General features: G+C 28.7%; 24 protein-coding genes and 1 pseudogene. 4 read left to right on the top strand and 21 right to left on the bottom strand.

Annotated elements, in window-relative coordinates; all coding sequences use genetic code 11:
- Positions 1 to 120 precede the first annotated feature (120 nt).
- From VN21_RS18155 to VN21_RS00885, 4 genes are read right to left on the bottom strand one after another with little or no spacing between them, the layout of a single operon-like run.
- Positions 121 to 2,220, bottom strand: coding sequence for a vWA domain-containing protein (locus VN21_RS18155; protein WP_052951932.1), 2,100 nt, complete (start codon positions 2,218 to 2,220; stop codon positions 121 to 123).
- Between the two features lie 5 nt (positions 2,221 to 2,225).
- On the bottom strand, positions 2,226 to 3,872 hold the full coding sequence (locus tag VN21_RS00875; protein ID WP_226896655.1) for an AAA family ATPase: 1,647 nt from the start codon (positions 3,870 to 3,872) through the stop codon (positions 2,226 to 2,228).
- 19 nt (positions 3,873 to 3,891) lie between these two features.
- Positions 3,892 to 4,338 carry a DUF6530 family protein gene (locus tag VN21_RS00880; RefSeq protein ID WP_046821602.1) on the bottom strand — a complete coding sequence of 149 codons (447 nt, stop codon included), beginning with the start codon at positions 4,336 to 4,338 and terminating at the stop codon, positions 3,892 to 3,894.
- Positions 4,339 to 4,340: 2 nt separating this feature from the next.
- Positions 4,341 to 4,691 (bottom strand): GIY-YIG nuclease family protein, encoded by a 351-nt coding sequence (locus tag VN21_RS00885; protein ID WP_046821603.1) that lies wholly within the window; start codon positions 4,689 to 4,691, stop codon positions 4,341 to 4,343.
- Between the two features lie 241 nt (positions 4,692 to 4,932).
- Between VN21_RS00885 and VN21_RS00890 the strand changes: the two are divergent.
- The 3 genes and pseudogenes from VN21_RS00890 to VN21_RS00900 all read left to right on the top strand — a co-directional run.
- Positions 4,933 to 5,271, top strand: a pseudogene (locus VN21_RS00890) (CatA-like O-acetyltransferase); the annotation flags it as partial.
- 191 nt (positions 5,272 to 5,462) lie between these two features.
- Complete coding sequence (locus VN21_RS00895; protein ID WP_046821604.1) at positions 5,463 to 6,155, top strand: YoaK family protein; 693 nt, start codon at positions 5,463 to 5,465, stop codon at positions 6,153 to 6,155.
- 101 nt (positions 6,156 to 6,256) lie between these two features.
- Positions 6,257 to 7,069 (top strand): alpha/beta fold hydrolase, encoded by an 813-nt coding sequence (locus VN21_RS00900; protein ID WP_046821605.1) that lies wholly within the window; start codon positions 6,257 to 6,259, stop codon positions 7,067 to 7,069.
- Positions 7,070 to 7,415: 346 nt separating this feature from the next.
- Here the strand turns inward: VN21_RS00900 and VN21_RS00905 are convergent, their stop codons facing one another.
- Positions 7,416 to 8,321 carry a LysR family transcriptional regulator gene (locus VN21_RS00905; protein ID WP_046821606.1) on the bottom strand — a complete coding sequence of 302 codons (906 nt, stop codon included), beginning with the start codon at positions 8,319 to 8,321 and terminating at the stop codon, positions 7,416 to 7,418.
- A gap of 118 nt (positions 8,322 to 8,439) precedes the next feature.
- Here VN21_RS00905 and VN21_RS00910 point away from each other — a divergent pair, with 118 nt between their 5' ends.
- A complete protein-coding gene (locus tag VN21_RS00910; protein WP_046821607.1) occupies positions 8,440 to 9,630 on the top strand; it encodes a coenzyme F420-0:L-glutamate ligase in 1,191 nt (396 codons plus the stop codon).
- 186 nt (positions 9,631 to 9,816) lie between these two features.
- Here VN21_RS00910 and VN21_RS00915 read toward each other — a convergent pair whose 3' ends face one another.
- The 16 genes from VN21_RS00915 to VN21_RS00990 form a co-directional block, all read right to left on the bottom strand.
- The gene (locus VN21_RS00915; protein WP_052951934.1) at positions 9,817 to 11,082 is read right to left on the bottom strand and encodes a chloride channel protein; all 1,266 of its coding nucleotides are present in this window, start codon (positions 11,080 to 11,082) and stop codon (positions 9,817 to 9,819) included.
- A 620-nt stretch (positions 11,083 to 11,702) separates the two neighbouring features.
- Positions 11,703 to 12,923, bottom strand: coding sequence for a sensor histidine kinase (locus VN21_RS00920; protein ID WP_046821608.1), 1,221 nt, complete (start codon positions 12,921 to 12,923; stop codon positions 11,703 to 11,705).
- Positions 12,924 to 13,622 carry a response regulator transcription factor gene (locus VN21_RS00925; RefSeq protein ID WP_046821609.1) on the bottom strand — a complete coding sequence of 233 codons (699 nt, stop codon included), beginning with the start codon at positions 13,620 to 13,622 and terminating at the stop codon, positions 12,924 to 12,926.
- Positions 13,623 to 13,675: 53 nt separating this feature from the next.
- Positions 13,676 to 16,216: an ABC transporter permease gene (locus VN21_RS00930; RefSeq protein ID WP_046821610.1), complete on the bottom strand. Its 2,541-nt coding sequence runs from the start codon at positions 16,214 to 16,216 to the stop codon at positions 13,676 to 13,678.
- An 11-nt stretch (positions 16,217 to 16,227) separates the two neighbouring features.
- A complete protein-coding gene (locus VN21_RS00935; protein ID WP_046821611.1) occupies positions 16,228 to 16,908 on the bottom strand; it encodes an ABC transporter ATP-binding protein in 681 nt (226 codons plus the stop codon).
- Between the two features lie 324 nt (positions 16,909 to 17,232).
- Complete coding sequence (locus tag VN21_RS00940; protein WP_046821612.1) at positions 17,233 to 17,715, bottom strand: prolyl-tRNA synthetase associated domain-containing protein; 483 nt, start codon at positions 17,713 to 17,715, stop codon at positions 17,233 to 17,235.
- 69 nt (positions 17,716 to 17,784) lie between these two features.
- On the bottom strand, positions 17,785 to 18,453 hold the full coding sequence (locus VN21_RS00945; RefSeq protein ID WP_046821613.1) for a hypothetical protein: 669 nt from the start codon (positions 18,451 to 18,453) through the stop codon (positions 17,785 to 17,787).
- Positions 18,454 to 18,602: 149 nt separating this feature from the next.
- Positions 18,603 to 20,408 carry an adenine deaminase gene (locus tag VN21_RS00950; RefSeq protein WP_226896656.1) on the bottom strand — a complete coding sequence of 602 codons (1,806 nt, stop codon included), beginning with the start codon at positions 20,406 to 20,408 and terminating at the stop codon, positions 18,603 to 18,605.
- A gap of 2 nt (positions 20,409 to 20,410) precedes the next feature.
- Positions 20,411 to 20,683 (bottom strand): EutN/CcmL family microcompartment protein, encoded by a 273-nt coding sequence (locus VN21_RS00955; protein WP_021431051.1) that lies wholly within the window; start codon positions 20,681 to 20,683, stop codon positions 20,411 to 20,413.
- Positions 20,684 to 20,685: 2 nt separating this feature from the next.
- Positions 20,686 to 21,078 carry a hypothetical protein gene (locus tag VN21_RS00960; protein WP_046821614.1) on the bottom strand — a complete coding sequence of 131 codons (393 nt, stop codon included), beginning with the start codon at positions 21,076 to 21,078 and terminating at the stop codon, positions 20,686 to 20,688.
- Between the two features lie 4 nt (positions 21,079 to 21,082).
- On the bottom strand, positions 21,083 to 21,361 hold the full coding sequence (locus tag VN21_RS00965; protein ID WP_270659173.1) for a BMC domain-containing protein: 279 nt from the start codon (positions 21,359 to 21,361) through the stop codon (positions 21,083 to 21,085).
- A 15-nt stretch (positions 21,362 to 21,376) separates the two neighbouring features.
- The gene (locus VN21_RS00970) at positions 21,377 to 21,727 is read right to left on the bottom strand and encodes a BMC domain-containing protein (protein ID WP_046821615.1); all 351 of its coding nucleotides are present in this window, start codon (positions 21,725 to 21,727) and stop codon (positions 21,377 to 21,379) included.
- Between the two features lie 11 nt (positions 21,728 to 21,738).
- The gene (locus tag VN21_RS00975) at positions 21,739 to 22,050 is read right to left on the bottom strand and encodes a hypothetical protein (protein ID WP_046821616.1); all 312 of its coding nucleotides are present in this window, start codon (positions 22,048 to 22,050) and stop codon (positions 21,739 to 21,741) included.
- 11 nt (positions 22,051 to 22,061) lie between these two features.
- Positions 22,062 to 22,322, bottom strand: a complete 261-nt coding sequence (locus VN21_RS00980; RefSeq protein WP_021431056.1) for a BMC domain-containing protein — start codon at positions 22,320 to 22,322, stop codon at positions 22,062 to 22,064.
- A gap of 27 nt (positions 22,323 to 22,349) precedes the next feature.
- On the bottom strand, positions 22,350 to 23,690 hold the full coding sequence (locus tag VN21_RS00985; protein WP_046821617.1) for a UbiD family decarboxylase: 1,341 nt from the start codon (positions 23,688 to 23,690) through the stop codon (positions 22,350 to 22,352).
- A 1-nt stretch (position 23,691) separates the two neighbouring features.
- Entirely contained in the window at positions 23,692 to 24,246 is a 555-nt protein-coding gene (locus VN21_RS00990; protein WP_046821618.1) for a UbiX family flavin prenyltransferase, read from the bottom strand.
- Between the last annotated feature and the right edge of the window lie 177 nt (positions 24,247 to 24,423).

Genomic DNA, 24,423 nt, shown 5'->3' on the forward strand with positions numbered 1-24,423 from the left:
AAACTTAACAGTTCTCTTATATTTTTCGTGGATTTCAAGTGTGGAGACGAATCACATAAATCATATACACGATTATATTCATATATTAAATTACTCCTTATATAATCATTCTATTTTTAACTATAATAAATTCTTTAATATAATAGAAATCCTATTAGGTAATGTATTTATATTAGATATATCCAGAAATCTATTTTCGCCATAAATATCTTTGATCACATCTCTATCATTTCCAATGGCAAATACAAATAAATGTATCCCTTTTCTTGAGTATTCTGATATAATACTTCTTAAATCCTCTTTAGCTAATTCATCTTTGTAATTTGGCTTTGCAAGAGGCTTACCATCACTTATTATAAACAGAACTTTAATGTCAGCATCAACTTTTAATAACTTTTCTGACGCATATTTTATCGGTACTCCATCTCTATTATTACTTTTCGCACTTATTTGCATCATTCTATAACAATTATCTTTATCTTGATTATCAAAATCAGAATATGAATATATTGATACATCTTCTCTATCACTTATATCCGCTGTATCTCCATAAATACCTATAGGTATATCACATTTTTTGCAAAATTCCCAAATTAAAATAGCAGTTGCACGCGCCACTTCAATACGATTATTGGCTTTCATAGAGCCAGATTCATCTATTCTAAGAGCTACTGCCATTGATGGTGATTCATTGGGTGGATTTTTTTTACTAAAATATCTATAGTCTTTTTTTGCTACATTTGAAGCCTCAAATTTATTACCATAGTATCTATTTCTACTATACTCACTAGATACTTCATTTTTAAGGAATGGCAACACTTGATTAGCTAGCTCATTGGCTGCTTTAATATATTTTTTGCTATCTTGTTTATAATTTAATTTATCTTCATAAGTAAATTCAGGTCTATGAACTTTTATTCTAATATTCTTATGAATATCTCCATATAAAACTAGATTTGAATCATTTGACTGTTCATCGTTACTTTCTTTTATATTTCTTAATTTCATTATTCCTTTTCCAAAGGAATTTTTATTATTATACACTCCATCAAATAATTCTTCATTTTCTTTACTTATAGAGTCATCACTTGTACTATCTTCGTTGCTAGACTTCCTTAGCTTCAATACATCTTTATCTCTTACCATAGTACTTTTATAGGAGCTATTTTTATCAGAATTAATTTCCATAGTATCTTCATTTTCTGATTTAACTAGCTCCTTCTTAGGTTGTTCTTTTATATCGTTGTTGCTTTTTATAGTTTTACCTATTTCCCCCCTTGTATGAGTCTGTCCTATACTTGATGTTGCTTGGCTATTTTCATCAAGATTTTTTTCTATTTCCAGTGATTTTATTGGATTTATATTATCTAGCTCCCCTTTGTATACATCATCAAATTCTTGTAAGTATTCTTCTATTTCATCCCACATAAAAATATTTATCTTATTAACTCTATCTATTACTTTAATTCCATCTTCTTCATAAATAGATTCATCTATTTCTTTTTTGATTTTCTCAATATTTTTTATATCATAATCTGATATATCTTTAAATTTTCTAAATTTAATATAACAAATTATTTGATTTATTAAAGCATTGAATCGCTTATTATCAATCAAATCTACTTTGAAATTTTTAATACTCTTATATTGAGCATCTCTCAATTCATTAAGTCCATCAATTAACCGACCATAGTTATATAAATATTTATATATAGATTCCTCCACTCTACTATCCTCAATAATATCGTATATAAAAAGTAATAAAGAGCATAACTTTCCTGATTTCTTGGGATTATTTATATAGCTTTGCATTTTAATTATATTTTCATTGGACTCTTCATCATCAAATTCTATCGAATCTACACGTAAAGTTCCACTTAGAATAGACTGCTCATAAATATCTCTTAATGTAAAATCTGTAAATAATCTATGCCCTATCTCATGAGCGTAATATCCTAATATCAATTTAAATTTATCACCTTCACTTATACTATTTGAATATAAATTTATATAAATAGTATCTCTCTTTATATAAGATACATCATCGATATTTTTATCAAATAGGAATTTTAGTTTATCTTGATTTAAATCGTATTTTTCATACAACTTGTTTGATATACTCTTTAGATATTCTTCAAACTCTTTAGATTTTAAAATACCCTTATCATCTAAATCTAGTTTGTTTTCTCTTATTGATTTTATAATACTATCTAAATCCATAGAATTTACCTCTTGCTTTGAGTTTCAATAAATAAAGAAGTATTATTTTCAACGGATTCCTCCAGTATTCTTATTTCATCAGGGTTTGTAGTTATTTTATATAATACCTTGTAATACATAGATTCTCGTATGTCTTCTCCATTTTTTATAGCATCCACCCAGAAAAATAATGAACGCATTCCTGCCACTCCACGTATGGCATTGGCTATTGCACACTCATCTAGAGCTATAATAGCATCAACTAATTTGGAAACTAACTCCACATTATCAAATCCTGTCTTTGCTATTGCTCTTTCTATCATAGCTTCTCTTTCTGGTAAATCCATTTTTTCTGAATGCTGTATTCTATCTCTTAGTGCTTCATTAAGAGGTCTACATCCAATGTAATTTCTATTAGTTGTAATTACAGCTACGAAATCTGGATGCCTATGAACAACCCCCGTCGGTAAATTTATAGTCCCATCTGGCTCTAACGCTGAGTTTAGTATCATTAATACAGCTGCATCACGGATTACAGTAGGCTCTTGTATTTCTAATAAGTAACCTTCTGTAAATGCTTTTACTATTTCTGAAGGAAAGTACTTATACTCGATATCTTTATTAGAATCATTGTTTTCATCATCGGCAACAGGAAGTATAGAACCTAGCACGTCTGACTTATCCATATCTGAAAAACAAGTTATCTTGGTGTAAGGTAGTCCCAAATTACAAGATAATGCTTTCGCCATTTGAGTTTTTCCAGAACCTGCATCACCTTCAAGAAGAATATTTGATATCTTCATATCACCTTTATCCCAATTGCGTTTAATTTCTTTACATATTCTTCTTTCAATTTTTGATACTCTATGGGAATTTGGTAATTTTATAATTTGGCTTTTTTCATAATCAGTTAATTTTCTAGATAAATTTAATGCAAATTCCCCTTGTTCTATCGTTAAATTTTCGATTTGCTTTTTCTCATTCTTTATTTCTTCAACTATTTTAAACTTACCATTTAATAATTTTGTATATGCAATTTTTTTACTTTGTATATCTTCTAGATTTATTTTTTCTAGAGGTGATTCATCTGGCACAAGTAACTTTAAATCACCTTTCAATATCCTACGGTATACATTATCACAGAAAGTTGCCATTAATTTTCTTGATAATTCATCTAATTCCTCACTCTCTTCTATATGAAGTTTGTACTCATTAAATACGCTTAAAGCTTCATTATCTTTCAATATTTCTATCATCATAGCAAAGAATAATATACTTCCTTTTTCTCCTTTAGAGTTTCTATGGCTTCTTAATTTATATTCATTACATATTTTATTTTTTATATCATAATTACATGCTGAACATCTTCCACTAACTTTATTGTAAAATAAAATTTGTACTATATTTTCATTTTTACTCTGTAATTCTGCACATATACTGTCATCAAGTATTCCAATAGACCCTATATCATTTTCATTATCAATCAAATCTATATATTTATGTGTTGCTTCTATTATGGAATCAATTAAAAATGATTGTCCTTTCCCAAATCCTCCATCTGGAGAATATTTACTTGAAGTGTTAACATTTTTACTATTTAAAGCATCAAATGGTTTTTCTTCAAGTTTATAGTCTCTTCCCCAAATAGAAGATATGCTGCTTATCTTTCTCATAAATATTCTCCTTTTCTGTTTAATAGCCTAATTCCGCTAATATTTCTGCAAGTACGCTAAATCTTTCTCCTAGCAATTCACCCTGATTAGTAAGTTCATCTGCCAAAGTAATTATATCTTTGTCTAAGTTTTTATTATCTTCGCATATTTTAATATTCATAGCATCACCTTGAAGTCCAACACGGCTAATAGTCAAATTATTTTCATCATAAAATTTAGGCATTCTATAAGCCTCTTTAAAATATAAACTAGCTTCACACAGTAAAATAGCCATATCTAAAATTCTATTTACAGGTATTTCATCAAATTTACCATCTGCTTTTAAAAGTCTTGCTATTATTTCAAGTCTATTATTATCTATATTTTCCTTAACTCCCATATCTACTTTTTCTATATCTGAGCTAGGAGCTCTGTATCCATCTATTTTTTTGTAATTGTCACATGTTATAACTGGTTTGAATTCCATTTCTATATTTCCTCCACATTTTCTTCTATAAATCTATCTTTACATATTTCTAATAGTATTTTTAAATCTTCACTATAATCTACTTTGCTTTCATCTTTATCATAAGGAAGTACCTCTACCATCTTTATTTCAAAATTTTCTTCTTTGTTTTCATTCCAATCTTTTTGTAATTTTTTGCATCTATGATTTTTTGAATTTAATTTAAATCTATCTCCATTTATAGTTGCCTTTATATTTTTATCACAACCTAAATAAACAGTATTTGTATTTATTGATTTAAACATATATACACCCATCTCTGGTTTCATCTCTTTAAACTGTTGTAATAATTCTTTTTTTCTTGCTCTATCCATAATTAATTTTCACCTTTCTTATTAATATTTTTTATTGCTGTCTAATCACATCTATACTTTTAAATAGTTATTTATATATACTTCTTGTCACTACCCTTATTAATTTATACTATTCGTTCCATGTAAACAATAAACGTTCCGTAGAGTTGTACTCTACGAATCATTTACTCTGAGCTTCTAGAAATTACAGTATACTTTATTAGTAGATTTATCTATATCAAATATGTGAACAGAATATGATTCTAATTTTGAAATTTTCTATAATAATTATATAACTGATCAAAATAAATACTCTGCTAATCATGGTGTTATGGCCAAACCTGAAATTCCTACTCAGAATAGTTGTATGATAGGTATGTTGCCATGGATAGAATTTTCAAGTTATACTCCCATCCCATATGCACCAATGAATAATTTTTTCCCAGTTATCCAAGCTGGAAAGTTTTTTGAAAAGAATGATAGGAAGGTAATGCCTCTTTCTATTACAGTCCATCATGCTATAGCAGATGGATATCACGTTGGATTATTTCTAGAAAAGTTCCAAGAGTATATGAATTTTCCTGAAAAATGGATTCAATAAATCTATTTTAATAAAATAAAAAGGTATTGACTAAAAATCAATACCTTTTCATGGATTTCAATGGTGGAGCCGAATCGCAGAGATAGTACTCACGATTCAAATTCTTTTCCTAATATTGAAAAAATATCCTAATTTAGGACATACTACATAAGTCATTAATAGTAATGTTCATATATAAGAGGTGATGTTATATGGATGATAAAAATCAGATAAAAAAGAAGGCCCCTCCTTGGGAAAGGCCTATGTTTATGATGATAATAACCATTGTTGGAGGTTATATGAATGGATATACCTACATTACAAGACATAATATATTATCCAACATGCACACTGCTAATATGTCTAAATTAGGAATTAACATCGCACTTGGTCAGTGGCAAGATGCACTAAGCTACTTTATTCCAATTGTTGCTTGTATATTAGGTGCTACATTTAGTGAGCTAATTAGAACCCTCCTTATCCGACATAAATTCAGAGGAGATTGGAGAAAGCTAGCTCTAGTTTTAGAAACAATCGCATTGTTCTTTATAGGGCTTCTACCTACTTCTTTCCCAGATATTATTGTTACTAATTTGGTTTCTTTTTTCATGGGATATCAGCTGTGTTTATTTAGAGACTGCATTGGTATTGCATTCAACACAACTATATGTACAGGAAATATTAGAAATGTTGGTCAATTGTTATATAATGCATCAGATGAAAAAAGTAAAGATTCCATAAGAAAGTTAATTATTTTTACATGTCTTACTTTTTCTTTTGCATTAGGAGCTATTCCAGGTACTCTAATATCTATTGCTATAAGTACTAAGGCTGTATGGGTTTGTAGTTTTATATTGTTATCACAAGCAGTTTGGATAAATATCTATGAATGTAGTGTGGTTTAATTCCATAAGAAACTCATATAAACAAGAAACAGACAACTCACATACTTATGTCTAGAGGAATAACCTATTAATAAATGATTTTCATTAATGGAGGTGTTTGTATGGGATATTATGTTAAAGTAGAGTCAAAGGTAAAAGTTTATGTAGAGGATCTTAACCCAGGCGGCAATAAAACAATCTTATTTCTACATGGGTGGCCTGGGAATCATAATTTATTTGAATATCAGTTTAATTATCTTCCAAAAATGGGATACCGATGTATTGGTATAGACATGAGAGGATTTGGTAAATCAGATAAGCCTTATGAAGGTTACGACTATGATAGATTATCAGACGATGTTAGATGTGTAGTTAATGCTTTAAATTTACATGATTTCACACTGGCAGGTCATTCGACTGGAGGGGCTATAGCTATTCGATACATGTCTCGCCATAAAGGATATGGAGTATCTAAACTTTCTCTTTTTGCAGCAGCAGCTCCTAGCCTTATCAAACGTCCAAATTTCCCATATGGTTTAGAAGAAGATGCCGTAATCAAAATAATTGAGGGAACATACACTGATCGACCTAAAATGCTGAGTGATTTCGGTGATATTTTTTTCTTTCAACATATAACTGAACCATTCTCTGATTGGTTCCTTCAATTAGGCTTACAGGCGGCTGGTTGGTCAACTGCAGCTATCGCAAATACTTGGATAGAGGAATCACTGTTTTCTGACTTAGAAACAATAAGTGTTCCAACTTTAATTATTCATGGAATTCATGACAAAGTTGTTCCATTTCCACTAGCTAAAATACAAAATCAATATATTAAAAATTCAAAGCTTATGCCATTTGAATTTAGCGGTCATGCATCTTTCTATGATCAACGAGAGAAATTTAATGAAGAATTGATGAAATTTATTGAAGAATAAAACTTTGCAACGTAAAATACCTTAATAAAAATATTCAAAGTCAATAAAATCCTATAAATAATCTCCACCAAATATAACTATAGGAAAATCTATCTCTAACCCATGACAATCAAACTCAGAAGCTTCACTTTCCATTTATATACAATGCAATGAAGTTAAAAAAACATTTAAATTCATTTTTTATGGTAGATGAATTTATATAATTATATTAAATATAGTAAATAAAAAAGGATTGAATATTAAGTCAATCCTTTTTTATTCCCTGCCTAACAATCCTTCTCCACAACAGCCTACTACTATTAACATAGACTCTATCTCTCTAATCTAAATATAATAAACGCATACTTTATTTAATTTTTAGTGAAGGGTTATCAGAGGATAATATCTCAACAAATTTTGTAGAAGCTAATGAAAGTGGAACACTCTTTAAATAACAAACACCAATGCTTCTACTGGGTATTTCTTTTAAAATATTAACCTCATATAATACTCCCTTTTCTAAATAATCTTCTGAGAACTCCTTTACTACACAAGCAATACCTAAGTTTATCTTTGCAAACTCCAATAGTAAATCAAAAGATCCAAGTTCAAAATCTGGAGAGATTTTTATCCCCTTGGATAACATGAACTTTTCTACATACTTTCTAGAATTTGAATTAGGTTCTAGGAATATTAAAGGATATTTTACTATTTCTTCTAATGAAATTTTCGCGGTTGACAAATCCTTATATTTCTCTCCACAAACAAAAATATCTCTAACCTCTCCACAAGGTATTAATTCTAATGAATTATCATCAATTGGAAAATTACAGATTGCAATATCGATTTCTCCTGACTTAATTAAGGCGCAAAGTGCTGAGGTAGTACCATTTATAATCTTAAACTTAAGATTAGGATACCTATTATGAAAGAACTCTAAATATGGAAGTAAAAAATACCTAGATATAGTATCTCCTACTCCAATCTTTAGCTCTCCCGCAGTTAAATCTTTAAATTCTAATATTTTTTCTTCTCCTACATTGATTAAATTAATTGCTGAATTTACATATTCAAATAAAAGTTTCCCCTCATTAGTTAATGATACTCCCTTAGGTGTTCTGTTAAAAAGTCTAATATCTAGTTCTCGCTCTAATTGCATTATCGCTTGGCTCACTGCTGGCTGCGTCATGTAAAGCTCTTTTGATGCCTTTGAAAAGCTTTTACTTTTTCCTACCTGACAAAACACCTTATATAAATCTAATTTAGTAACCATATAAGTACTCCTTATATCATGTATTCATTCTATTTATTTTACTTATACCATTTATTGGTGTATATTACAATAGTAGAAAGTATTTGAAATCAAATTTAAATTGTTAGGAGAGATTATTTTGGAAAGAGTTATTGGTACAGTTGTTAGGGGACTTCGTTGTCCAATCATTAAAGAGGGCGATAAAATCGAGGATATAGTTGTAGAAAGTGTACTTAAAGCTTCAGAAGTTGAAGGTTTTACTATAAATGATAAGGACATAGTCACTGTAACTGAATCAGTAGTTGCACGTGCTCAAGGAAATTATGCTTCTATAGATAATATCGCTAAGGATGTTAAATCTAAATTTGGCGACGATACTATTGGTGTAATATTCCCTATCTTAAGTCGTAACCGTTTTGCAATCTGCCTTCGTGGTATAGCAAAGGGAGCTAAGAAAATAGTATTAATGTTAAGCTACCCATCTGATGAAGTTGGAAATCAGCTAGTTGATTTAGATGTGTTAGATGATAAGGGCGTTAACCCTTGGGCAGATGTTTTAACAGAGCAAGAATTCCGTAATCTATTTGGGTATAATAAGCATACTTTCACAGGTGTCGATTACATTGATTATTATAAATCTTTAGTAGAAGAATATGGTGTTGAGTGTGAAGTAATATTCTCGAACAATCCTAAAACTATCTTAAATTATACAAAAAGTGTTCTTACTTGTGATATTCATACAAGATTTAGAACTAAGAAAATTTTAAAAGCAAATGGTGGAGAAAAGATTTATGGCCTTGATAATATATTATGTGAATCTATTGATGGAAGTGGATGTAATGAAACTTATGGATTATTAGGTTCAAACAAATCAACAGAGGAAACAGTTAAGCTTTTCCCTCGTAACTGTCAACCTATAGTTGATAATATACAATCTATTCTTAAAGAGAAGACAGGAAGAGATGTTGAGGTTATGATTTATGGAGATGGAGCTTTCAAAGATCCAGTTGGTAATATTTGGGAACTTGCTGACCCAGTTGTTTCACCTGCCTTTACATCAGGCTTAAATGGTACTCCAAATGAAATAAAATTAAAGTATCTTGCTGATAATAACTTCTCTCATTTAGATGGTGAAGAGCTTAAGAAGGCAATATCAGAATATATAAAAAATAAGGAATCAGATTTAGTTGGATCTATGGAATCACAAGGTACTACTCCAAGAAGACTTACTGACCTTATAGGATCATTATCTGACTTAACTTCAGGAAGTGGAGATAAGGGAACTCCTATTATATTCATCCAAGGTTATTTCGATAATTACACAAAGTAATAAATTAAAAAGTGCTACTGTCTCAACAGCTTAAAAATCTGTTAGTGGTAGCTCTTTTTTAGTTATTCAAACAATCAGCCGTGTAAATAATTCTATAATGGATTTGTATATATAAAGTAAAAATCCACCATATATCTATCGTGGATTTCAATGGTGGAAACGAATCACAGGAATAAAATCCACGATTTATTTCTTAATACTTTGATTTTTATATACTAATTTAGTTTCAATATCATTAATCATTTTACCTATAGCTGCGGATAATACCATTGGCAATATAGTATTAATTGGAAAGAAAAATATCAATAAAAATATAGCTACAAACATATTTCCTATGGCCTTACTTGCAAGACCTGTAACTATTATAGCCAAGCAAAAAACTGGATCTATAGAAAATAACTTAGATACTCCATAAGCTAGACAGCTCCCAGAAAATATCAAGGGAAATATATGTCCGCCTCTATGCCCCGTTGATAAACATATTTCTGTCAATAAAAGTTTTACTAATGATAATAAAATAAGCATATAAGCAGATATGTTATTCCACTCAACAACTAGCTCTCTTAATCCATGTTCTCCAGAAAATAATATCCATGGGAAAACAGTCCCTAATATACCTATTCCTAATCCTCCAATTATTCCTTTTAGTATTTTTTTATTTTCAATAGGCTTTAATATCCTATGTAGTGCTAAAGCGTACATTTTGTATATATATGCAAGTAACATGGCTATAATAATTAATGGTATAAACCAAATAATTTCTTTCAACCCAATATTACTTTGTCCAAATTTAACTATAAATGAAGGTCTATTATCAAGTTTTGATAATAGTATAAATACTAAAAAACCAGCTATTGTCGTTACAGTATAAACAATTACTTTTATTTTCTTTATTATATGTCTATTTTCTGAACTTTTTTCACTTAGTGTATATATTCCAAATAAAGGCGCCCTAAATACAAGTCCTGTACTAACTTGCATACTATATTCTATTAGTTCATCTGAATACTGATTAACAACGTTCTTTTTCTTAAATCGTTCTTTCATTTTATCTCCAACAAAGGTAATTATACCTCCTGCAATGCCTGATAGTGCAGCTTCTGGTCCAACGCTTGCACCAAAGAATAGTATTGTTAATGAGTTTATAATAGAATATTTTAACGATTTATACTCTACTCTTTTATTTTTCTTAAACTCTTCTAAAGTTTGATCCATATATTTTGGGTATTCTCCAAAATGTTTTTGCGTTATTCCGACTAATATACCACCTATACTTGCAACTATTAAAGTCCAATATTTTATATTTAAAAAATCTTTTAAAGTGCGCCATATAAAGTGTATACCTACATTTACAATTCCTAAAAACATCCATGTTAAAATACCTACAAATGCACCCATAAGTGCGCTATTAAGCATTAATGCTAAATCTAACTTTACAACTTTTTTATCCAATGAATTCCCTCCTTAAGTTGCTCTTGAATAAAGTTTTCCTCTATAAGATAATTTATATTCTAAATGAGATATCTCTATCATTATAATCTATCTCTCCAATTTCATAATACGAATTTATTATATCATACTCTTCCTGCAAACCTAATCCTTCATATATTTTCATGTAACATCTCCTTAATATTTTAACTAAACAAAACCTAATTCAATATTTATCTAGTATGTTCTTAATAGATTTTTAAATAATATAATTATAGTAATTAAATTTCATCTTATTTTTATAATAATTTTCTTATATAAATTATTAATTCTATTCTTAAAAAATAGCCTCTTTAAAAATAGAGAAATTGAAATGGATAGTATTTATATTTTATATATTATTTTACCCTTGTGATTTTCTTTGTTATATGCTTAAAATCTCATATAATTTTCCACTTAGATTCTAAGCATATTAAAAACACTTATACCCGAAGGATATAAGTGTTCGTGGATTTCAATGGTGGAGATGAATCGCAAAAACAATACCCACGAATTTAAGTATATATATTTATCACATTCTCGTATATATTTATAAAATCAGTATTCTATAAAATGCTATAAATTATGTCTCTTAAACTACTCCTCTAATAAAATATAACTCTAAATTGACTTCCAACACCTAGCTCACTACTCACCTCTATATAACCATTATTAGACTCTACTATTGATTTACTAAGTGAAAGACCTATTCCAACAGAGTTAGGCTTATTACTTTTATAAAATCTATTAAAAATATTAGGTAAATCCTCTTTCTTTATTCCTTGTCCACTATCTTTTATAATTACCTTCGTAAATACTTTACTTTTCTCTATGCTCACCCTAACACTACTATCTCTAGAATGTTCTATACTATTTTTAACAATATTCATTAAAGCTTCTTTTATCCACTCTCCATCTGCATAAATGATAGCTTTATCATATTCTTCAAATACCATTTCTACATTATTTTTTTTAGATAACATATATAAGCTAGCTAAAACTTCCTTTACCACTAAATTTAAATTTATTTCATTTTTCCTAAACTCAATTGCCTTAGCATCTATTTTACTCAAGTTCAATAAAGATTTTATCATCCATTCCATGCGTTCTAATTGAGTTTCACTTTCTTTCAAAAACTTATTTCTTTGTGCTTCATCTAAATTTTTATTAAGCATAATTTCATTAAACATCATAGTAGATGCCAATGGAGTTTTTAGTTGATGCGATATATCAGACATTATTCTAACCAAAAACTCTTTTTCTTGGTTTATAATATTCATTTGATTTTTGATTACATCTCTCATTTGTACAAAAGCATAAGAAATTTTTGAAAACTCACCTTCTTTATACTCATCTATATCTACATCATAATTACTAGCTAAAATTTCCTTAGATGCTTGGGTCAATTTATTTAATTTGATATATACTCTTTTATGATAGCTATTATTTATTTTTATATGTATACCTGTAAGCACTAACATTGCAATACCTATAAATACAAAAGTTATAACAAATATATTATTAAAATTCCCAATAAATTTCATATTTAAATCGGTACTGTATCCATAATCTTTTATTATATCTAGTCCATAATCTAAATCCTTTTTATTAACATTACTAAAACTTAAACTTACTATTTCATTTTCAAGATTTGGATATTTACTACTTAGATAACCTATTGTATATGCTTTATTTTCTATATAATCAATCTTTAACTTATCATATGAAATAAAAAATACTAAAGCTAAAATTGCAAATGTTATTAAGTTAGTTATAACTATTATTATTAAAGTTTTCTTTATTTCACTATTTCTGTATAATTCCAACTACATCACTTCCTCTACTTCCATATTCCATTTATAACCCATGCCTCTTTTATTAACTATGTATTTTGGTTCTTTAGGATTGTCTTCAATTTTATCTCTAAGTCTTTTTATATAAACAGATATTGTATTGTCATCTACATAACAATAATCTTTCTTGAACACCGCTTCTAACAAATCATCTCTGCTTAAAAATTGATTCGGATTTTTCATAAAACTAAGTAACAGTTTGTATTCTTGTGTTGTTAAAAGGATTTCCTGTCTATTCTTTTTTATATTTATGCTAAAAGTATCTACAATTATATCTTTACTTTTTAGGTATCTTTTAACTGAATTATATTTATTACTTCTTCTAAGTACCGCCTTTATTCTTGATAGTAGTTCTCTTATTCTAAATGGCTTTGTTATATAATCGTCTGCTCCTATATCCAGTCCTAATACAATATTTACTTCTTCATCTAATGCTGTTAAGAATATTATAGACATGTCCTTATTTTTTCTTATAAATTTACAAACATCATATCCAGTTCCATCTGGTAAGTTTATATCAAGTATCGCTAAATCATAATTATTATTTTCTATTTCACTTTTGGCATCTTCTACACTCCCTACTACTTTAACTTCAAACCCTTCTTCTATAAGTGAATATTCTGTTCCCATAGCTAAAGCTTCATCATCTTCTACCAATAATATTTTTTTCATATTTACCTCCAAAGTATATTCAAAAAACCATGAGAATAACTCATGGTTTTTTATTAATTTGCCTTAATAGTTTCTATTATATTACTTTTTCTTAATTTTTTCATCGGAATTAATGCAGATACATATCCTATTACAATAACTCCTACTATAGCTACTATAATTTCTATATAAGGTATATTATATTCAAATCCTTTAAGTTCTGTAAATCTTAAATAAATTATATATGATAATATAGTTCCTACTATACTTCCTAATATACCACCATATATTCCAAAGCACATTCCTTCTAAACAAATCATAGATTTTAACTCTTTTGATGTCATGCCTATTGCTTTTAGAGATGCTAACTCTTTTCTTCTTATCGTTATATTAGTAGATATAGTATTCACTATATTTATACTACTTATCAATGTTATAACTACCGTAAATCCTAAAAGTAATATTATTGGAAGTAAGTTACTTACCATTACGCTTTTATTTAAATCTTCCACATTTATAACATTAAAATTAGGATATGTTTTTATAAATTTATTTAACTCTTTTTCTACTTTATCCACATTTCCATCAGCACATTTAATATCTATAGACTCTCTGTCGAATTGCCCCTTAGCAACATCATTATTTTTTATAATGCTCTTTAAATTTTCAGTAGGTAATATTACCTTTTGTATTCCACTTGTTCCTAAATCATAAGGGGCATCATCTATAACCGCACCTACCTTAAGTGTTATTAGCTGGTCTTCATCATAACTTTCTTTTGCATTTTCCTCTACTTTAGGTTTTACACCATTAACATACTGTTCTGGTGTTAATCTTTCCTCTTTATAGAAATAATTAGGGTCTATCTTTATTTCATCTCCAACCTTTAAATTCATTACAGGAGATAATACTCCCTTTGGCATTTTTTCATTTTTAATAACTATTATCTCATTTTCTTTTAAATTATCTATGCTTCCATTAGATATATAAGGCTTTAAAGTCTCTAGTTTATTGTTATCAAAGGCATTCATTAATACAGATAAATATTTATAGTCCTCCTTATCATATTTAACATTTTTTATAAAACTATAATTTTGATCTTTAACTATCTTAGGAATAACAGATTCATCTACTATCGCCTTTAATTTTATAGGTGTATAACTAGAGTATATATTCCCTATATCACTTAATGTTTCTGTACTTTTAAGCATATTATCATCTATAGAGTATTTTCCAATTCCCTCATTATTTTGCACTATTCTAAAACTCATCTTATTTTCTTCTGTAATTTTATCAGTAAAGTTTCCAGCATATTTAGCAAAACTTATAAATGATATAAATAAAGTTACACTCATAGCCATCGACATTGATGTTATATAAAATCTCTTTTTATTTCTTCTTATATTTTTTATAGCCATTATGTGATTTACTTTTAATATCTTATTTAACCTAGATTTTCTTCTTGATTTTTTTATTTTTTCTTTAGTTATTAAGTTGCTAGAACTTATTGCTACTAAAGGTGATATTTTTGATACTTTTATTGCTGGTAATAAAGCTGATATATAAACTGATATAGCCCCTAGAAGCATACTACCTATTATCACCATAGGAGATATTATAAAATTTATATCCTCTTGACCCGTACTAAGTTTAAACATACCTAGAATAGCAAATATAGATATTGTTCCTAAAAATACACCTATAGGAATAGCTATTACTATCATTGTAGTTGCTTCTCTTAATACTAATGTTTTTATTTGTTTTTTAGTTGCTCCCATAGCTTTTAATTGCCCAAATTGTTTCAGCCTTTCAGCTATACTTATATTAAATGCATTATATATAAGCATGATAGTAGCTATTACTACTATTCCTACAACTACAGATACTATACCAAATAAGGCAACATTCATGCTTTTGTCTTTACTATCTCCTGTAAGCCTTAGTAATGTTTCATTTTCTACTATATTATTTTTACCTACTAATTTAGTAATATCATCTATAACCTCCCTTTTATTTGCATTATCCTTTATTTTTATATATATCGGTAAGTTTTTTATATCTTTTTCTAAATTATTATCTAAGGTATACCCATTAGTTACTCCATTTGCTTTAGATTCACGCTTATCACTTGCTATACCTACTAAAGTATACTCTTTATTGTCTATCTTTAATTTATCACCTATATTAACTGGATTTTCAAAATATTTTAACACCCAGTTTTCTATAACTATTTCATTACTTTTTTCTGGTAATCTTCCATCTTTAATTTTGATATTTTCTATATTAAATAAATTTTTATTCCCTGATTTTACATCTATTTTCTTATCTCCTGCAAAGTTATCATATACCATTTCCTTTTCTGGTGATATAAACTCTATTTGCGGATTATTCTTTATCTTTTCAAATTTTTCTTTATCTGTATTACTTAGTGTTAAATGGTAGTTCCCAGTTAAATTCATCTCATTTTGAACAATACTATTCTGAAGTGTAATAATAAATGTACCAATAGAACTTATAAGTGCTACCGAAAGTATTATACCTATAATAATTAACTGAGTTCTTTTTTTATTATACTTTAAGTATCTATTACTTACACTTTTATAATTATTTATCATTGATTTTCCTCCTATGCATTATATACATCATCTATTATCTTTCCATCAGATACAGTTATAACTCTGTCAGCTTGTTCTGCTACCTTTTCGTCATGTGTTATAAGTATAAGTGTTTGGTTGTATTTTTTTGCCGTACATTTAAGCAACTCTATAACTTCTTTTGTTGTTTTACTATCTAGGTTACCTGTTGGTTCATCTGCAAGTATTATAGCCGGTTTATTTATAAGAGCTCTTCCTATAGATACCCTTTGTTGTTGACCTCCTGATAATTCTGAAGGTAGATGATTCCTTCTTTTTTTAAGCCCCAATGTATTTATTATTTCATCTAAATATTTAGAGTCTACTTTTTCATTATCTAAAAGAGTTGGGAATGCTATATTTTCCTCAACATCTAGAACTGGTATTAAATTGAAAAATTGAAATATAAATCCTATGTTTCTTCTTCTAAATATACTTAATCTATCATCATCTAGTTTGTATATTTCATTCTCATTTATAACTACACTTCCACTACTTGGTCTATCTAATCCTCCTAATAAGTTAAGTAGCGTTGACTTTCCAGAACCTGATTGACCTACAACTGCTACAAATTCACCTTTATTTATGTTGAAACTTACATTATCTATAGCTTTTACTTTATTTTCACCTTGTCCATAATATTTTTTTAAATTTCTAACCTCTAAGACTTTCATATATCCAACCTCCTATTTATATATTTATTGATAAATTATGTATTTATTATAAACTTATACTTTTTTTAGCTCAATAAACGTACCATTACAATCTCTCATATTAACTTACAAAAATGTAATTATAAATACACTGTACTAAATATATTTCTCAAATAAAATCACATTTAAAGAGCCAGTTCATGCTAAAATATCAGGAACTGGCTCTTATAAGATAAAACTTATAGATTATCTTATTAATATAAATTGTATGTGAATTTTAATGGTATAGACGGAACTTATTCCCCTATCCACCTCTTATTATTTATGTGCACAACTTAACTCATTCTATATACTAATCTTAACAACTTTATTCTCTATATAATCTAAAAACTTAATAAAATCGTCTCCTGATATATTAAAGGTTTCCGTATTTATAGCTGGATGAAAATTAAGATTTTGACCATCTAATAAATCATTATCTACTATAACTTCTACTACACTATCTTCATCATTTATAATACTAAATGGATTTACACTACCAGGTGTTACCTTCATTAATTCATACAATTTTTCAGGTGAATCAAATGAAAGTCTACTACTTCTAATTTGTGATTTTATTTCTTTTAAGTCTACAGCTTTATCGTGTTTTGCTACTACTAAAAAATTAATACTTTTATTGGAGTTTTTTAAAAATAAGTTCTTACAATGATGCCCTGGCATGTCCCTTGTAACTGCATAAAATTCATCAGCTGTAAACACTTCATCATGTTCTAAAATTTTATATTCTATACCGAGCTCATCTAATTTATTATATATTTGTTTTTTCATAAGTTACCCCCTGCTGCATTTATATAAGTATATTATTACATAAATTTTAGTTTATTTAAACGGTATAAATTAATAACATTGAGCTGAAATTAAGTTCACTTGACCATCTCCTCTTACTGTAGCAATTGCAAAAAACTCTATCGAGTTTAGTCCATCACAACTACAATGTGGATATATAAAATTTAAATTGTTACTTTTATTACAATCAATTTCATTTTGATTTGTACAAATTGATTCGTTATCCATATTTTCTAATTTTGACGTTCCGCATACATTACAATTTGTTAAATCTCTATAACTTGAAATTTTCACTTGCAATCTTAATGTAACCCCAGGTGCTGGGTTTTCTTTAGTTCCATAATTTTTAGGTTCACTTGCAGTTACATTACAGTCCAAATAATATCCAGGACTTGCAGAAATTATTTTAGGTGAAACAGTTGCATCTGCTAAATAACTACCCTTTCCATTAAATGTCCCTTTACAACTATATGAGAAGTAAAATATTAAGCTAGCTATAATTTCATCATTTTCATTTCTGATAGAATATCCAAACGGACCATACTTTCTATCAACAAACCCCTCCATATCCTCCCAAACAGCATTTTTAGGTAAAACAGATACAGAAACCGAGTTAAAATTCACATTAGATTCTATATAACTAAATCCCCAATTATCTTCAATTACATTTGATTCAAATTTTTCACAATGCTTTAATCTTTTATCTTCATATATACTCAATTGATATCATTCTCCTTTATACTATAATGATATAAGGTTTTTCTTAGCCTTATATTATCAATATATGTTGATTACTAGTATAAATTGTCAAAATAGTTATATGTTCAAAACAAAAAATCCTAACTAATTTTTATAGTTAGGATTTTTTACTAATTAACTATTGGACTTAAAACTTCAAAATTATTTACATCTATTAGTCCTTTATCAGTAATTTTCCATTTAGGGCTTGTGGATAAAGCTAAAAAAGATAAATGCATAAATGGAGCATGTAAATTCCCACCTAAATCTTTACTTACTACATTTTCTAGTAAATCTATTTTTTCACTTACTTCACTTCCTGTAAGTTCATCTGTAATAAGCCCTCCTACATTTAACCTTAGTTCTTCTAAAACTCGGCCATTATTGACAACAGCAATACCTCCGCCCATTTCTATAACTTTATTAACTGCAACTACCATATCATTTATATTAGTTCCAACAACAGTTATATTATGAGTATCATGAGCTATACTTTCTGCAAATGCCCCTTTTTTAAGTCCAAATCCATTGACAAAAGCTTTACCTATATTATTGTTTCTCCCATATCTTTCAATACATGCAATATGTAAAATATCATTAGTTGTGTCAGCTTCTACTACATTATCCCTAGTTTTTAACTTAACTTCCATACATTCAGTTAGATTTTGATCAGGTATTGCTTTTATGCATCTAGCAACTACTTCTTTTTCATCACTTATAATTCCTATATCTTTTTCATTTATTTGATCTATTTTAATAGAGTTTTTTACACTATCAGGATAGGTATATTTAGGCAAGTCTATCAATAGTTTTTTATTAGAAGCTACAAGTTCTCCTTCTATAAAAACAGCTTCTATATCCATATCATTCAAATTATTTATTATTGCAATATCAGCAACTTTTGATGGAGCTAGTACCCCTCTATCCTCTAAATTAAAGTAAGTTGCAGGATTTATTGTCGCCATTTGTATAGCTTCAACAGGATTTATACCCGCTCTTATAGTTCTTTTTATTATTTCATTCATATGCCCTAATTCTTGTAAATCTTTTGCCACCATATCATCTGTAGCTAATATGCATCTTCTTGAATCCAAATGTTCTTCTGTTATTGCTTTTATACATTCCCCCATATTCTTTTGAGTAGATCCCTCCCTCATGAATACGTAGACCCCTTGTCTTAACTTTTCTATACATTCGGATTTAGTAGTTGTTTCATGGCAAGAACATTTTCCACCAGTACACACTATATGTGCGGCAAGTTCATTCGAGAACAATTCCGGAGCATTACCATCTACTATTTTCCCTATACTTTTAGCATAAGTAGTCGATGCTAATAAATCTGTTATTATTTCCGGAGTATTGTTGTATACATGTTTTGCATTGCTAAATCCTTGAAGTTCTCCTATACCTATTATGTTTTTATAGTTTAGCAAATCTTCCATATCTTTAGAACTAACATCAACTCCTGCTGTTTCAAGACTAGGGCAATCTGGAGTTAACGCAGGGACTACAAATCTTACATAGTTTGGAACATAACTTGCTTCATCTGCCATAGCTTTCATTCCAACAGTACCTAAGGCATTTCCTATTTCATGAGGATCTGCTATCAAAGTTGTGGTTCCTGATGGTATCGAAAGCCTAGAAAACTCAGTAACTGTTAGCATGCTACTTTCAAAATGCATGTGTGAATCTATAAATCCAGGAGACAAGTACTTACCACGTACATCTACTACTATAGTGTTTTCACCTATTAAATCCTCACAATTTCCCACCATTAATATGTATTTCCCATTTATAGCTATATCTCCTGTGTATATCTCTTTAGTCAGTACATTTACAATGTTCCCACCATACAGAACAATATCTGCATGGTGCTTATTACTCATAAGTGTATCTATTAACTCCTTGTACTCTATTGCTTGTTTTATATATTTCAATTTTAATCCTCCCAAACATCTATATTATCCACTATCCCTATAATAGCTGCATTTATTGATGATTGTAGTTTTTTGGTTGCATTTCTAGCCGCTGTACCTTCTGTATATATTACAAGTTCTCCAATTCCAGCTCCTACTGTATCTACAGCTATTAGTGGTTTACCATCTATTTCATTTTTTAAGTTCAATGGTTGAGTTATCATTAATTTGCTTCCAATCAACGAATCGTCTTTTTTAGTCGCAACTACCGTTCCTATAACTTTTCCTATTTGCATGTTTATCCCCCTATTTCAATTTTTATTTTCTTTTGTTTTATATAATCTTTTGCCATTGGAGTTATTATCGTATTCTTTGATATGCTTATAGTTCCTTCATTTAAATTCATAATATCATTTAATGTTATTATTTCCTTCCTTACTTCATCTTTATTATTTTTATGATTAATTGTTTCATTTTTATATTTAGTATGATTGTTATTTAAGAGATCAAGAATTTCTTTTATATTCTTGTGATTTGTAGGTATCATTACATATGAATTGTCTTCTATAGAATTAAATTTATTATTTGATATAATAGTTTTACAATTACTAGATTCTTTTTTATTATCTTTTTTTATATTTTTACTTATTTTATTCAGTATATTTTTTGTAAAATCAATTTTTTCTTTCATCTATTTAATCTCTGCTTAAAATTACTCTTTCAACTTCTGAGTGTGGTCTTGGGATAACATGTACTGAGTGAAGTTCACCTACATTTCTTGCTGCTTCTGCTCCAGCATCTACAGCAGCTTTAACTGCACCTACATCTCCACTTACCATAACAGTTACTAGTCCAAATCCTATTTTTTCATATCCCATTAAAGTTACATTAGCTGATTTAACCATAGCATCTGCAGCTTCTACTGCACCTACCAAACCTTTAGTTTCTATCATTCCTAGCGCTTGACCCATAATAAATTCCTCCCGTTATCAATTATTTGCTTCACTTTTATTTTCTATTACTTTTTTATTAATATTTTTTACTTTAAGATTTTTTTCAAATTCTTTGATTAAAACATCAATTTCTTCATGAGGTCTAGCTATCGTTTTACTTGAAACAATTTTTCCAACTTTGTTTCCTGCCTCAACACCAGCATCGATAGCAGCATTTACTGCTGCAACCTCCCCAGCTATATGTATAGTTACACTAACCGCTTTTTCAACACCTATTACTTTATCATATCCTACTAGCGTAATATCCGCTGCTTTACTTGCAGCATCAAGAGCTGCTATCGCTGTAGTAAGTCCTACAGCTTCAATCATCCCTAGGGCTTTTCTCATATTATCCCCCCTTATTTAGCTAAATCTTTTAAGCTAATCATGTTTTTACATTTATTATTTGTATGTATATTTTTATCTACAACTATATTGTGATTTAAATCTTTTAATGATTTAAATTTCATTTCTTTATTTATATGCTTTTCATTATTAAGATTATTTAAATTATTTTTTTTACTATTCTTGTATAATATACTTTTTAAAATTTCTACTTCTTTACAATTTATATTTTCAATTTTTTTATTTTCTTCTTTTTTACATATTTTTTTATTAAGTGCTTTATTTGATATATTCTTCATAACAACTTTTGTCAATAAATCTGCCACTTAACCACCACCTATAAAATTTTACTTACTTCATCATGAGGTCTAGCTATTACATTAGTGGATATTATTTCCGCTAATCTTCCTGCACTTTCTTCTCCATTTTCAACAGCTGCTTTAACAGCTGCTACATCTCCTTTTATAATTGCTGCCACTATTCCTGAGCCCACCAAATCTATATCAACTAACTCTACATCTGCTGATTTTAACATTGTGTCCGCAGCTTGAATTGCACCTATTAAGCTTTTTACTTCTACTATTCCTAGTGCTTTCAATCATACTCACCCCTTTAACATAAGAAGTTAAAAATAATCATCTATGTTTATATTTTCATAACCTGGTATTATAGCTCTATTAAACAATTCATTGTCCAAAGGCTTTGTTGCATCAATCCCCATTTTATCGCTAAGGCCTTTATTTACATGAGAGGCTTCTAATGGACTTCCCAGTGCATTAGGTATTATAATTACATCCTCACTTGCTTGCACTCTTGAAGCTATTGCAAATTCTACATCTTTATAGTTATAGATATCTACATCATCATCAACTATTACAACATGTTTTAAGTCTTTACTACTTCCAAGTGCTGTCAGTATGGAACTTTTTCCATCTCCTTCATTTTTCTTGTTTATCTTTACAACTCCATGAAGTCTACATCCTCCGCCTATCGTTACATTAACATCTATTACATCCACTATATTTTTTAAAGCACTATATATTTCAACCTCTCTTATAAGACCATTTGATAAATGTTCTTCCCTTGAAGGAAATGCATGTTGAAAAATTGGATTATCTCTATGCATTATAGTTTTAACGTCTATAGTTGGATGATTTGATACTTCACCATAATATCCCATAAGTTCCCCGAAAGGCCCTTCTTTTATTTTTTTATTTGGATTTAAATACCCCTCGATTACAATTTCACAAAATGCTGGAACTAATATATCTACACTACTACACTTTATAACTTCAAGTGGTTCATTTTTTAAAGAACTATAAACCTCATACTTATCTAGCCCATATTTTGAAGAACTAATTTGAGATGCTATCAAAAATTCTGCATCATATCCTAAAACTATTGCACACTCTAGCTTTTCATTATTTAATTCAGCTTTTTTAATTATCTTATTCAAATGAGGAGAAGCTCCAGATACTAAAGCACTTATATTATCTTTATCATTTATTTGGAATCTTCTAACTGCCATATGTGTGTCATCAGTTTCTGGATCTTTTATTATTAGCATCCCTGCTGTTATAAAATTTGATGAATCTTTTTCATGAGATGTAGGAATCGGAAATAATTTATTTATATCTATATTTTTAGTTATAACATTTTGAGCAATAGGTCCACTTTTAACTTCTTTATAGGATTTTGGATTTGCTATAGCATCCATAAATTTATAAATTCTATTTTCTTCATTTACATCCATTAAATCATTAAATATTTTTCTATTTCCGTATACTCCACCAACTAAATCTATATCATAATTTTTTATATTCTTAAAAACTATAGGTACTTCATTATCAAAATACCTAAGTACAGCTCCTAATTCAAATTCTTTATCAACTCTCTTTTTGCAAGTTTTTAGATATCCTGATTTTTCTAATTTATCTAAAGTAAATCTAAGCATTTGGCTCTCCATGTTATTCCCCCCATCTCTTAAGTAAGTTATGTTCTATATCAAATTGATCTAGACACCTTCCTATAATCGATGTAACAATATCACTTATATCCTGAGGATGATTATAAAATCCTGGAGTAGGAGGCATAATAGTAACCCCTATATTAGAAAGCTTTAGCATATTTTCAAGATGAATAGAACTTAAAGGAGTTTCTCTAGGAAGTAATACTAATTTTCTTCTATCTTTAATGCATACATCAGCACATCTAGTTAATAAAGATTCGCTAAATCCATGAGCAACTGAAGCTAATGTCTTCATAGAACACGGAACAATTATCATACCATCTGTTTTAAATGACCCACTCGCTATCGGTGCTGCTAAATCATAATTTTCATAATAAAAGTCAGCCATTTTTTTAAGCTCGTCTAAACTTACACCACACTCATGCTCAACAACATATTCCCCCATATTAGAAACTACCAAGTGACTCTCCACACCAAGTTCTCTTAATGCTTGTAAAATTCCTAAAGCATAAATTGCTCCACTACCACCTGAAATTCCAACAACAATTTTCATAAAATCCCCTTCCACTTCCTATCTTTTTCTCTCATACATAAAGTTATATAGTTTTGATATTCTGTATGGCTTGAGTTGATATTTGGGTATGTAGCGACATTTACAAGCATCTTCCCAGCTTGTATGGAGCAAATACCAAATATCATCGACAAGCCTAAACCAGAATATCAAAACTAT

The organism is Paraclostridium benzoelyticum (assembly GCF_001006285.1).
GTDB classification, from domain to species: Bacteria; Bacillota; Clostridia; order Peptostreptococcales; family Peptostreptococcaceae; genus Paraclostridium; species Paraclostridium benzoelyticum.